The following is a 12940-nucleotide window of genomic DNA, read 5'->3' as shown; positions in this document are numbered from 1 at the left end:
TTGAATGAACTTTCCTGAATTTTGGAGGTAATGTGTTATGGCTAAGATTATCTGCTACGGCGAGGAGGCCCGCCACGCCCTGGAGCGCGGCGTCAACCAGCTGGCCGACACCGTGAAGATCACCATGGGCCCCAAGGGCCGCAACGTGGTGCTGGACAAGAAGTTCGGCGCCCCCCTGATCACCAACGACGGCGTGACCATCGCCAAGGAGATCGAGCTGGACGACCCCTATGAGAACATGGGCGCCCAGCTGGTGAAGGAAGTCGCCACCAAGACCAACGACGTGGCCGGCGACGGCACCACCACCGCCACCCTGCTGGCCCAGGCCATCATCCGCGAGGGCCTGAAGAACCTGGCCGCCGGCGCCAACCCCATGGTCATGAAGAAGGGCATCGCCAAGGCCACCGCCGCCGCTGTGGAGGCCATCAAGGCCAACTCCAAGAAGGTCAACGGCTCTGACGACATCGCCCGCGTGGGCACCGTGTCCTCCGGCGACGAGGTCATCGGCAAGCTGATCGCCGAGGCCATGGAGAAGGTCTCCCACGACGGCGTCATCACCGTGGAGGAGTCCAAGACCGCCGAGACCTACAGCGAGGTGGTCGAGGGCATGCAGTTCGACCGGGGCTACATCACCCCCTATATGGTCACCGACACCGAGAAGATGGAGGCCGTCCTGGACGACGCCCTGATCCTGATCACCGACAAGAAGGTGTCCAACATCCAGGAGCTGCTGCCCATCCTGGAGCAGGTGGTGCAGTCCGGCAAGAAGCTGCTGGTCATCGCCGAGGACGTGGAGGGCGAGGCCCTGTCCACCCTGATTGTCAACAAGCTGCGCGGCACCCTGAACGTGGTGTGCGTCAAGGCCCCCGGCTTCGGCGACCGCCGCAAGGAGATGCTGGAGGATATCGCCGTGCTGACCGGCGGCACCGTCATCACCTCCGACATGGGCTATGAGCTCAAGGAGGCCACCATGGATATGCTGGGCAAGGCCCGCCAGGTGAAGGTCTCCAAGGAGAACACCATCATCGTGGACGGCGCCGGCTCCGCCGATGCCATCAAGGCCCGCGTGAACCAGATCCGCAGCCAGATCGAGACCACCACCTCCGACTACGACCGCGAGAAGCTCCAGGAGCGCCTGGCCAAGATGGCCGGCGGCGTGGCCATCATCCGCGTGGGTGCCGCCACCGAGGTGGAGATGAAGGAGAAGAAGCTCCGCATCGAGGACGCCCTGAACGCCACCCGCGCCGCTGTGGAAGAGGGCATCGTGGCCGGCGGCGGCACCGCCTATGTGAACGCCGTCTCCGCCGTGGAGAAGCTGGTCAACGAGGTTGAGGGCGACGAGAAGACCGGCGTGTCCATCATCGCCCGCGCCCTGACCGAGCCCGTGAAGCAGATCGCCGCCAACGCCGGCATCGACGGCTCCGTGGTGTTGGAGAAGATCAAGGAGTCCGGCAAGACCGGCTACGGCTTCGACGCCTACAACGAGACCTATGTGGACATGATCGCCGCCGGCATCGTGGATCCCACCAAGGTGACCCGCACCGCGCTGGAGAACGCCGCTTCCATCTCCTCCGTGCTGCTGACCACCGAGGCCCTGGTGGCCGACAAGCCCCAGCCCCCCACGCCCGCCGCTCCCGCTGCCCCCGACATGGGCGGCATGTACTAAGCAATAGCCTGTACCCATTGGGACGCAAGCAATTGCCGGAGGTACAGCCGTGAATTTACGGTCGTGTCAAGAATTTTTCGCACTTTAGTTCGCAGACTCTGCCGTAAATGAAGTCAGCCAGCAATGGAGGCATCCTCCAAGGTCGCCTCCAGGTGCTTCATGTTCATGTACTTCTTGTTGCCCCACTGAGTACCGGCTACATGGCGCAGCCGGGCACAAACCAGCATTAGAGCTGAGTTGCCGTCCGGGAAGCTGCCAACCACACGGGTACGGCGGCGGATCTCTCGGTTCAGCCTCTCAATCACATTATTGGTACGGATACGGGTCCAGTGCTCACTGGGAAAATCGCAATAGGTCAGCGTTTCCTCAATGCCATTCTCCACCTTCTGGGCGGCCTCTTTCAGTTTCATGGAGCGCAGTTCCTCCACCACGGCCTTGGCCTTTTCCCGGGCAGCTTTCTTGCTCTCCTGAGCATGGATCGCCTTGAGCATTTTGGCTACCAGCTTCACCTTAGAGCGAGGTGTGACCGAGAACACATTACGGTAAAAGTGGACGGTACAACGCTGGTATTTGGCCTCAGGAAACACTTCTCCCACAGCTTCCAGCATGCCAAGGCACTTGTCGCCAACAATGAGCTTCACGCCATCCAGGCCACGGCTATGCAGCCACTGGAAGAAACTGACCCAGCTGGCTTTGTCCTCCTTCATACCCTCGGCAGCGCCAAGAACCTCACGATATCCGTCCTCATTGACCGCAATCGCCACCAGAATAGCCACATTTTCAAACTCTCCACCCCAGTTACGGCGCAGGTAGATCCCATCCACATAGACATACGGATAGCGTCCGCCCTGCAGAGGGCGGTTCCGCCAATCCTCAATGTGGACATACGCTTTCTTGTTCAGCTCACTGATGGTGGAGGGTGAGACCTTGCTGCCCCAGAGGGCCTCGGTGATGTCCTCCACGCGCCGGACGGATACGCCGGCCAGGTACATCTCAATGAGAGCCTCTTCCACGCTGCTTTCCCGGCGGCGATACCGCTCAATGATAGCCGTTTCAAAGGAGATCCCTTTCAGCTTAGGCACCTTGAGGGTGACATCCCCGGAAGTGGTGGTGAGGTTGCGGTTGTAGTGGCCGCTGCGGTAGCCCTGGCGCTGCTCATTACGCTCGTACCGGGCTGCTTGAGTCAATTTCTCTGCCTCAGCCTCCAGCAGCTCGTTGAGGGTTTCCTCTACACTTCCGCGTACAAGTTCCTTGAGCTGCCCCTTGATAACTTCTTCGTTTAGCTGTACAATTTTCTCGGACATGGTTTGCTGTCTCCTTTCGAATGGTGTGTCGCGACTTCATTCTACCAGAGATCTGCAAACCATGTCTCTTTTTATTTTTGCGAAATTTATTCTACCTGACCAGCGCCTGATATGTATGAACGCCGCTGTCTGCGATTTGCAGACAGCGGCGTTTTTAAAGTTTTAAATGTAATATGGCATTTCTAAATGTTACTTAATATGCTACGAATTTCTACTACTGCAATAGTATTTTTCTTTGTTTTAACCTCGCCTCGATTTCGCGTCGACTTTTTCGGTTGAGAATAGTGTTAGAAAGCAAGTCGCTCTTCAGTCTATTGGGAATTAAATCTTGAATAGTGTTATAACCAGCACTCAATAATCTCGTCTCAATATCTTTGTCTAGCTTTAGTTCAGATAATTGAAGAGCGCTCATGTCAATAGGAGCTTTTGCTTTCTTTTTTGAGATATTCTTCTCTCCTGAAGGTATTATATTAGCTGAGGAAATATCATGGCTTTCAGTAGAAGGTGTTACCCCTTTTCCTGCTGCTGCGCCCAGCTCTTCGGCGGAGGATGATGGAATTCTCTCTTGAGGCGCCTCATCCGTCTTTTGCAAATCCGTGGTAATAAGTACCTGTTGAGAATTTCTATTTTCCGAAGCATTCAGCGATGGTAACGGAATTGGTTTTTGCGGTAATTCAGTAACATACAATCCCACAGAATTTCTCAACAGCGCGTTATGCAATGAGGAATTATTGGTCAAGTTCTCTGTTAGCGTAACAACATCTGCACGAGGAGTAATAGGGTGTTCTAACTCAAAATCATAAATGTTTGTAAGTGAATCATTTTGGTTTTCCAATTCAGTCAATCCATTAAATATGCAAAGGCCTATAATCTGTCCTTCTGACGATACAGGAGATATAGAAAATAGATATTTGTATGCCAGTTCAGCAAATTCACGATCTTTTACGGTCTGCAATCTGCTGAATTTTGCATCCGCAATAAGGTATTTTTCAATGTGTGTTCCTGCATATTCATACTTAATTAAAAAATCTGGTGTGTAATACCTGCCTCGACGACTGGTTCCATCCCGCGCCAATGGGTATGATATTGATGTATTGCGATATAAGCCGATACCACTAATCTGTTGTCTGTTTACATTGTAGATGACTGGCTGATAGTATACTGTAATCTGTCCAGAATCATTTTTGAGTATAAATCGATTATTGCAAAAAGTGTTTTCATAATACCGACCAGGAGATGGATATAGTATTTTATCAGCATCTACGAGAGTATATCCGACTTTTCTAAAGTAAGCTATTATCTTTGTTAAAACATAAACTTCATATAAGGTGCTGATCTTAATAAACGAAAGCATAAATTGCTCTTCACGAATAGTAAATACACCTTTGCTAAACCATGCAATTGTACAATCGTAGATTTGGTGATATTGAGGAATTGCGCGAAACAGTGCTGTAAAGCGTGGGATTGAAGACAGTTTTTCCGGCTTTATTGGCAAGACTTTTGCGTACAGATAGTATAATGAAGTGAATTTCCGATGTAATTTTTCTACATCGTTTAATAGTACTTTTACAGCTTCTAATGTTTTAGCGTAAATAAAATAAGAAGATGTAACATAACCATCAGTCTCTATTAACTTTTGAGGCACTTGGCTAATAATATCAGATAGTTCTTTCTGTATACGTTCAATTTCGTGAAGAAGAAAGAGAAGGAATCCCAAAACGACACGGTTTTCATAGATATCATATGATTTTTCATTGTCCGTAATAAGTGTCTTATTGGGTTGATACCTAAAATTACCAATTTTTATGCCGGAAGAATGGTGAATTTGTTGGAGCTCTTCTGGGTGCTGTACGATGTATTGCAAGGTGTTTCTGGAAACATACTGGAGTTTTTCAAAATGGTCAACTCTTTCTTTGGGGACAGTTAAAAATCTGCTGTTCATTTTGAAATAACGATAATTCTCTTCATAGGCTACAGAAATTTGCTCTAACAGCAAAATATGCGACTCTATTGTTTTTCGTGCCGACTCTTTTAACCCGGAAATATCTTTTGGAAGCGTTCGATCACCATTTAGAAGTTCAGCATTCTCTTCATACACATATTCGGTCATTCGACGAACAGAGTCATTTTGGCGCCCTTTCCGAACAAGAATATGTATAAATTCAGTATCTAGTACATGCTGTGTCCCGTATTTATCGTCAAAGATAATAGTGATTTGGGCAAATCCATAGCATTCAAGGAATATTCGCTGACCAAATGAGTAATCTTGAAACGCAATCATTCCGCTGTCGGGTGAATAGTTGATCCCAATCTCTTGTCCATTTAAAAGGAATAGTACATTGCTAATTTCGTCATCATTATTCACAAGTTGGGCACGATATTTATAGTCATTAAATACATAAGCTGAGGTCGCATTGGCTATATCTAAAATAGAATTTGATAGCCGGTGTTGCTGAAGAACAAGTTCCTGCGGTTCTTGGTTATCTGGTAATAACCGCAAGGCCAAGTTATTCATATTAAACCTCACTTATGCAAAGAATTGGAAGTATTGCATAGAATCCTCTCCACTCTTAATAATATCCGAAATGATTTCAGCGCATATACGCAAATTCTTATCGCTGCAAAACTTTTGAATTTCTTTCAACCGCTCTCCATATTTTTCGCCATTACCATTGATATGGGGAAGAATTCGTTGAGCAACCGCATAATCCAGAGCTACAATAGAGGCATCAGTACCATAGTTGGAATCATTCTCAAACAACCTCTGTGCAGTAGACCAATAACAACGAATGGCGGCATCTGCTCGTGCACTAACGTTAATCTTAGATACTCTGCACTTGCTTAGCAATTCTTCGTAAATATCTTTAGCAATACCACTTAGAGGAACCAATGATTGACTATCTGCACCAAAAGTAGAAACCAAAGCACTCCAGGCAATTACTTCGTCGCCATCGGTATTTATGATGACCGGGCGTGTAGTTCCAGACCGAACTCGAGGAAGCTTGATTACCCAAGCGCGATCAACCAATCTGGGGGATAGAGCTTCCGTGGTATGGTCATTATTAATTGTTGCCACAAAGCGGAGTTGTTTTGATACGTTGAAACAAAAATCGTCACCAAGGTTAATTACACTACTGCAATCAATCTCGTCACAGATATTCATAAAGTCAGCCCAATAATATTCCATAGGACTAAGGTTTGCTTCGTCAAGCAAAATCATAAAGGGCATGTCAGTACTATTACCGTTGGCTTCTAGATTCATGATGTTCAAAGCATCAAACATCCTTCTATTGCTCCGGTCAAATGCTTTTGTCAGTGGATTATAATACCCGATAAAATCGCGCTTAGTAGTCCAACCGCGTTCAACAGAAACAGGAATAAATCGAGTTGCAATATACCCATCTTTATATTGAGGTAAAGCTTTTTCAGGAATTGCTAAGCCAAGTACAGATGCAAGAATTTTACAGATAGAAGTTTTGCCTGTTCCAGGCTCTCCAGAGAAAACCGTCAGAAATCCTTGAGTATAGCAAATAAGAATATTCAGGATGGTGTTTCTGTCATAAGTAGGGCGATACTTTTGAATTTCAGCAACTAATTTATCAATTAACGGGGCCTGATTAACTGTTGAAACAGTCAACCCTTTAAGTGCATCTATTTTATTGGCATAATTAATTGCATTTTGTTGATTTTCCCATTGAGCTGCTTGCTGGAGCATACGATTCGCCAGCATTCCATCAAAAGAAAATTGAAGCGCTTTTTCAGTACTATTCGCAAAAATAGAATCAAGTTTGCTATCAATTGCTTTAAGCTTATTATCAAGTTCTCTTTCGCGTCTTTCTTTATAATCGACTTGCTCTTCTAAGTCGGTGAGTTTTTGCTTTAGATCAGAACCATTTTGCAGCACACTGAGGTCTTCTTTAAGGCAGGCGATTTCTGCATCTAGGTCCTCTTTTTGATTCCGTAATGTGCTAATCTGCTCTTCGTATTCACTGAGTAAGCCCGAGGCATATTCTTGTTTTTTCTCCTCAGCTAATTTCTGTTGTACTTCTTCTGCATGTGCAATTAGTTCATCCAGCTCTGCCTGTTTTTGACTAATGTGATCCGTAATTATTTGAAAGCGCTGGATTCTCGACATAAAGTCGGGATTATCTGCCAGTTCTTGAACCAGTTTAGTGTATTGCTCACTACCTTGATATTTGTCCAACAACCCGGTAATTGTTGTTGAAATAAAACCGAAGGTATCATTTAATCGTTCTTCGTCAGTTAGTAATGTGTTGAGCATGTCAAAGCGAGCATCCTGAATGTCTTGTGGAATTCCATCGCCGACAAAAGGAGAGGCTGCATACGCCGAAAGAAGATCACCAATATTGTCAAGATCAATTTTTCCATCAATAAAGTTATCACTATTTAAAGTGTTTTTGAAAGAGGTAAGCAACTGCTCTTTTGTAATAACATCAATAGTACTTTCTTTGCAGATTGCCCTATCAAGGTGAATAAATGTACGCTCTTCACCATAACGGCCCACCTGTATCTCATATTCACTAAGATACGTTGGAAATCGGTATCCGCGCAAAATATATTTCTGTGTTTGAAGGCCTGTTCGAATTACTAGTTTTTCATCATATTCGCGAAAATCTACTTCAAAAGGTCCAATAACCGTATTTTTCTCTTCATCAATGGGAATAACGACTTTTAAACCTTTATATGCATAAGGATCATTAACTTCTAATATTGGATTTGTTTTATAGCTTCCTTCAATACCATTTTGTGAAAGCATATAATAATAGCCTATGTCACTCAAATAGTATATTTTACCAGAATTTAGTTTGTCGAGCACATCAATTTTATATCCTGTTGGGTTTCTAATTCCGTTTGTAATATTATCTTCCAGATCTTCTTTTTCAAAGTCTAGCAAACAATATGTATCGGTGATAAACATGTCTTCTACGTGCTGTCTGCTGTCCCCGCTATAGAAATTTATGTCGTTAAACGAAGATTCAGGAAGGAGCGCCTGCCTATCATATTGGTTGATAAAGTGGAATTTTCCATTTTCATATTCATATAATGGTTTAAAATTGACATATCGATTTCTGATTGTGATTATCCCAAGATAAGTGCCCATTGCTATCCTCCATTCATTTTACTTTTTTAAAGCGATGACATATTCGCCATGGTGGGGAATTGTCCACTGATACATACTTTCCCAAAATTGGAAAGCATGGTGTAGTACAATTTTCCAAAAATAATTATAACATGACGATAGCAAATTATCTATGCCTTTGCATTCAGTAGTTCTTGTTCTTTGGCGAGTTGGGTTGTGATGATATTGTGTCGTCGAGCAAACTCTACCAGATGTTTTGAATTGCTTCCCGGTTGCCACGCATAGGCCATTAAATAATCGCAATGCATTATCATATACTTATTAGCTCTGGAAATTGCAAACCGGTGTGGAACATTTTCCATGCCCGGGGGATAAAAAGTGCTGTCATATCCTTCAGGGGCATAAACCTTGCGTTCAGCCGGATGATAAGGGAGTAAAATAGACAGCGAAATTCCTGGGTATATCTTCTTTGCATTTATTACTGCACGCGCTGCCATTCGATCGAAAGCACCATATTGGCCTACTACAAAATCAGTTACATTGTAGTCACATATGTGCTTTTTAATAGCCGATTCCAATCGTGGCATCAGCTGAGTGGTTGCATTTCGGTGACCAATAAAAAAGCAAAGCATCTCACCATCCCCCTATTAGTATATTGTGATTATACCCACAATGTTTGTTTTCTGCAACATTGAATATAATTGCTGTATGGAAACTCGGGGTGGTGATGACAATCTTTGATTATGGCCCGCTATGGAAAACCATGGAGCGAATGCAAGTGTCACAATACCAACTTTTAAAGGGCGGTATCGATAATAAAACTTTGGATTCGCTGAAAAAGGGAAAAAACATTACCATGGTTACACTTGAAAAGCTATGTAAAATCATTGGTTGCACCCCAAACGATATCATTGAATTTAAGTAAGGCTACCAAGCAATATGTTTGGTAGCCTTCTATTTCTAATTGTGCATTCAAGTGGTCGATATTAGTAACTGCATAGAAGCCCAAGAAATGAGGAACCTGTTGGCGTACCAATGGCGTTCAGCACAGATCATCTTTTATGTTGTTGAATCGGGAAGAACACAAGATATAGGATATTTTGATTATTAAAATCAATATATGGTTGATTTCTTGGAGCTTCTGTGATATTCTACCTTTGGCAACGTCTAAAGGCATAACTGTGAATGAACAACGACAACAGCAAGACCTATTTATTAGAGCGCCGCTTTTACGGCACAACGAGGACGCCGTCCTATGGGCGGCATGAAAAACCACGAGGCGGGCGGTAACGCCTGAACAATCCCACATGCAGGCGGGAAAAGTTTGCTGCACTTGCCAACCCGGTACCCTGCGGGAACAACGACCCAGCGCAGTCCAAAACTGCGCCAATGAATTTCTTTCGTGAACGGGCTTTGCGCCGGAGGTGGATAATATAGTTATTCACCAACAGCGTCTCACGGGAGGAGGTGGCAGCTATGGCATATTCTATCTTTCACCATAGCAGGCTGAACACAAACAATCAGCAGACCACCTCCGGCAATAGACCCACATAGGCAATTTATAACCAGGGGAAACCGCTTTGGCTTACAGGAAGCCGAAGCAAAGCCCCGGTTATAAAAGGAACGAACAATCTGCCCTGGCAAGGCAGATCCAGGCAGACCTCCAAAAACTCGGCATGACACAAAAGGAACTGGCAACCGCAAGCGGTATGCCGGAGGCCAGAGTGAGCCGGATTTTGCGAGGTGGAAAAGTACGGCTGACAGAACAGGACATTAACCAGTTAGCCCTTGGCCTTAGAAAGACAACGGCAGAACGGGACAACCTGCGGTATCTCGCATGGCCTGAACTGTACGAGATCGACAAGGCGTTAAAGCGGCGTAACGGGTGTGTATTCCTGCTAAACTATGAATTGGCCGAACAGGGACTTCCCTTATTGGGGAGTAATTTTGAAGAATGACAGAAAACCGCCGTCCCAGGCAGCAAGTGGGACGGCGGTAAATTTTTTTGTCTGAATTTCACCAGTGAAATTTTCAAGGGATTTTTTGCGATATGATAGGGCCACACAAGGACTTGTGACCTTATCATCAGGGCGGCGGATAGGCCAGCCACCGCCCACAATATAACGGAGGAAATGCTATGAAAATCACTGACCTTATCATTGACCCTAAGAGCCTGGGGAGCAAGTTGTGGCTGGTGGAGGTGTCCCCGGCCTATGAGTACCAGAACAACAGGCGGACGGATACCGTCCTCGGCTACCGCTATACGGTGGCCCTGCCGGACAAGGGTCTGGACAAAATCAATGTACGCATTGACGGTGAAAAGCGTATGGACAACCCGGACAGCTATGTGGAAGTGCGCTTTGACGGTCTGGAGGTATTCATCTATTGGAGCCAGGGCCAACCCCAGGTGGGGGCCAGGGCTGCGGACATCCATCTGGTGAATCCGAAAGCCTGATGACCTGGGCGGCGCTGGAGAGGCCAGCCGGGATTAGGACAGTCCCCTCAAGGGAATGGCCCCCGGCGGCAGCGCCAGCGCCGCCCTCCCATAAGGGTCAGTATTACCCCTTATGGGAAACTTGTAGCATGTAGCAATACAAGGGAGGCTTTACATGGGCAGCAACAGCCAATCCCGAAAATGGGCGCTGGTCATCAACAATCCATCAGAGGCCGGGTTAGACCATAGCGCAATCAAGGAAATCTTACAGCGGTTTTCACCGGACTATTACTGCATGGCCGACGAAACAGCGTCAACGGGGACATATCACACGCACTTGTTTTTCTATGCTCCATCGCCTGTGCGCTTCTCCACCATCAAAAACCGCTTTCCCACAGCGCATATAGAAAAGGCATATGGAACAGTGCAGGAAAACCGGGCATATATCCGTAAGGAGGGCCGATGGACGGATACGGACAAGGCGGAAACCTCGGTGCCTGGGACATTCGAGGAGTGGGGCGAGGTTCCACCGGAACGGGCGGAGAAACACCCGGAGATGTTCCGGCTTGTCCAGAATATCCGGGACGGCCTGACTACCACGGAGATCATTGACGATAATCCGGCCATGGCCTTTCGTGTCCGTGACATTGACCTGCTCCGACAGATCTTGATGGCGGAAAAGTACGCCGTGGAGAATAGGCCCTTGCAGGTGTCCTATCTTTACGGTGCCAGCGGTGCTGGCAAGACAAGGAGCATTTACAGCACCCATGACCCCAGGAGTATTTACCGGGTGACAAACTACCGGGCCACAAGGGGTATTTCCTTTGACGGCTACCACGGGCAGGATGTGCTTGTATTCGAGGAGTTCAGCAGTCAAATTCCCATTGAAGATATGCTCAACTATCTGGACATTTATCCCCTGTCCCTCCCGGCCCGGTACAATGACAAAACGGCCTGTTACACAAAAGTATATATCACATCTAACTCGCCGCTGGAAAATCAATATTGGGTGGAACAGCAGGCGAGGCCGGAAACCTGGCGGGCATTTCTCCGCCGTATCCATACTGTGGTGGAGTACCTCCCGGACGGCTCCACGATCATCCACAAGAAAGGGGGCTTTCCCTATGACAAGAAGTGATAAAGACACGATTCACAAGCGGACGGAGAACCGCCGCCTACTCCAACGCATGAAAACGGGGCTTGCGGTGGTAACGCATACTCCTTACAAGGGCGTGCTGCTGGGAGCCTATCTGGTGGGTGCTGCGCTGGTCTGGCTGTTTCGGGCATACCTGTTCAGTCTGGATTCCTATGGTATGTTTTCCCCTGTTCTGGAAGCGGCTATCAATCTTTTGATTCCCCTCTATGCTGTGGGCGGCCTCCTGGCTTTCCTGGCGTTCCTGGGAACGCCCCAGGGCAGCAAAGCGGCAAAGGAGGGTTTGCAGAAAGTTGGCCTTGTCAACCATGCAGGGGAGGCCCCCGCCCTCATAGCCAAACGGCAGGACGGGAATAATCCCCGGCTGACGATCTGGGAGTTTGACCCCTGCGGGATACCGCTGGGCGAGTGGGAGGACAAACGGGCCAGGATTGAAACGGCGCTGGATATTACCATAGCGAAGATGACCTGGGCGGAGGGGCGAAAACTCATTCGTGTCTATGCTGTCCCGGCAAAAAGTGATTTTCCGGCCCTGCTCCCCTGGAATGACAAATACCTGTCCCCAGAAAGTTTTGTCCTGGTGCTGGGAGAAAGTCTCACAGGGGCGGTGACGGTCAACCTCACAAATATCCCCCATATCCTGCTGGGCGGCTCTACGGGCAGCGGAAAAAGTGTGCTGCTAAAGCTGCTGCTTATGCAGTCGCTTCTTAAGGGGGCGGAGGTCTACATAGCCGATTTCAAGGGCGGCGTGGACTTTCCCAAAGTCTGGCGCAATAAATGCCGGATGTGCTTCACCGAGGAAGATTTGCTCTATACCCTGGGTCAGCTTGTGACGGTGTTGGAATACCGCAAGGGACGGCTGGCAGAAACCGGGTGTAAAGATCTGGATACCTATAACGAGGTCACAGGAGAAAGTCTCCATCGGATCGTGTTCGCCTGCGACGAAGTAGCAGAGATGCTGGACAAAACAGGCCGGAGCAAAGAAAGTAAGGAAGTGCTGGCCCAGATTGAAAACAAGCTGGCGACACTATCCCGCCTGGGACGGGCCTTTGGCATCCACCTGATCCTCGCCACGCAGCGCCCGGATGCTAACATCCTTCCTGGTCAAATCAAGAACAACCTGGATTTCCGGGTGTGCGGCAGGGCAGATAATGTCCTCTCTCAAATCATTCTGGACAATACCAGCGCCGCCGATCAGATACCCAAGGACGCAAGGGGCCGCTTCATCACCGGGGATGGTACTGTGTTCCAGGCTTACTTGCTGGACGAAAAGCAGCTGTGA

Annotated in this window: 10 protein-coding genes; 6 read left to right on the top strand and 4 right to left on the bottom strand. The window is 47.7% G+C overall.

Annotated features, from left to right (window positions below):
* The first annotated feature begins 37 nt into the window (after positions 1–37).
* A complete protein-coding gene (gene groL, locus B5E42_RS07435) occupies positions 38–1666 on the top strand; it encodes a chaperonin GroEL (protein ID WP_087238190.1) in 1629 nt (542 codons plus the stop codon).
* A gap of 113 nt (positions 1667–1779) precedes the next feature.
* Here the strand turns inward: groL and B5E42_RS07430 are convergent, their stop codons facing one another.
* From B5E42_RS07430 to B5E42_RS07425, 4 genes are all read right to left on the bottom strand, one after another.
* On the bottom strand, positions 1780–2970 hold the full coding sequence (locus B5E42_RS07430) for an IS256 family transposase (protein WP_087237682.1): 1191 nt from the start codon (positions 2968–2970) through the stop codon (positions 1780–1782).
* Positions 2971–3184: 214 nt separating this feature from the next.
* Positions 3185–5485: a DUF2357 domain-containing protein gene (locus B5E42_RS18800; protein ID WP_141242486.1), complete on the bottom strand. Its 2301-nt coding sequence runs from the start codon at positions 5483–5485 to the stop codon at positions 3185–3187.
* A gap of 12 nt (positions 5486–5497) precedes the next feature.
* Complete coding sequence (locus B5E42_RS18795; protein WP_141242485.1) at positions 5498–8092, bottom strand: ATP-binding protein; 2595 nt, start codon at positions 8090–8092, stop codon at positions 5498–5500.
* Positions 8093–8241: 149 nt separating this feature from the next.
* On the bottom strand, positions 8242–8703 hold the full coding sequence (locus B5E42_RS07425; protein WP_087238188.1) for a hypothetical protein: 462 nt from the start codon (positions 8701–8703) through the stop codon (positions 8242–8244).
* Between the two features lie 95 nt (positions 8704–8798).
* Between B5E42_RS07425 and B5E42_RS07420 the strand changes: the two genes are divergently transcribed.
* The 5 genes from B5E42_RS07420 (at position 8799) to B5E42_RS07400 (ending at position 12940) form a co-directional block, all read left to right on the top strand.
* Positions 8799–8996 carry a helix-turn-helix transcriptional regulator gene (locus B5E42_RS07420; RefSeq protein ID WP_343214184.1) on the top strand — a complete coding sequence of 66 codons (198 nt, stop codon included), beginning with the start codon at positions 8799–8801 and terminating at the stop codon, positions 8994–8996.
* A gap of 655 nt (positions 8997–9651) precedes the next feature.
* Complete coding sequence (locus B5E42_RS07415) at positions 9652–10029, top strand: helix-turn-helix domain-containing protein (protein WP_087238185.1); 378 nt, start codon at positions 9652–9654, stop codon at positions 10027–10029.
* A gap of 179 nt (positions 10030–10208) precedes the next feature.
* On the top strand, positions 10209–10526 hold the full coding sequence (locus B5E42_RS07410) for a hypothetical protein (RefSeq protein ID WP_087238183.1): 318 nt from the start codon (positions 10209–10211) through the stop codon (positions 10524–10526).
* 154 nt (positions 10527–10680) lie between these two features.
* A complete protein-coding gene (locus B5E42_RS07405) occupies positions 10681–11643 on the top strand; it encodes a viral replication protein (RefSeq protein ID WP_087238181.1) in 963 nt (320 codons plus the stop codon).
* Positions 11630–12940, top strand: a complete 1311-nt coding sequence (locus B5E42_RS07400) for an FtsK/SpoIIIE domain-containing protein (protein WP_087238179.1) — start codon at positions 11630–11632, stop codon at positions 12938–12940. The genes B5E42_RS07405 and B5E42_RS07400 overlap by 14 nt, the downstream gene beginning before the upstream one ends.

It is taken from the genome of Flavonifractor sp. An10, assembly GCF_002161215.1.
GTDB lineage: Bacteria > Bacillota > Clostridia > Oscillospirales > Oscillospiraceae > Flavonifractor > Flavonifractor avistercoris.
The sequence above is the reverse complement of the archived record's forward strand: the minus strand, read 5'-3'. Positions and strand labels throughout refer to the sequence as shown.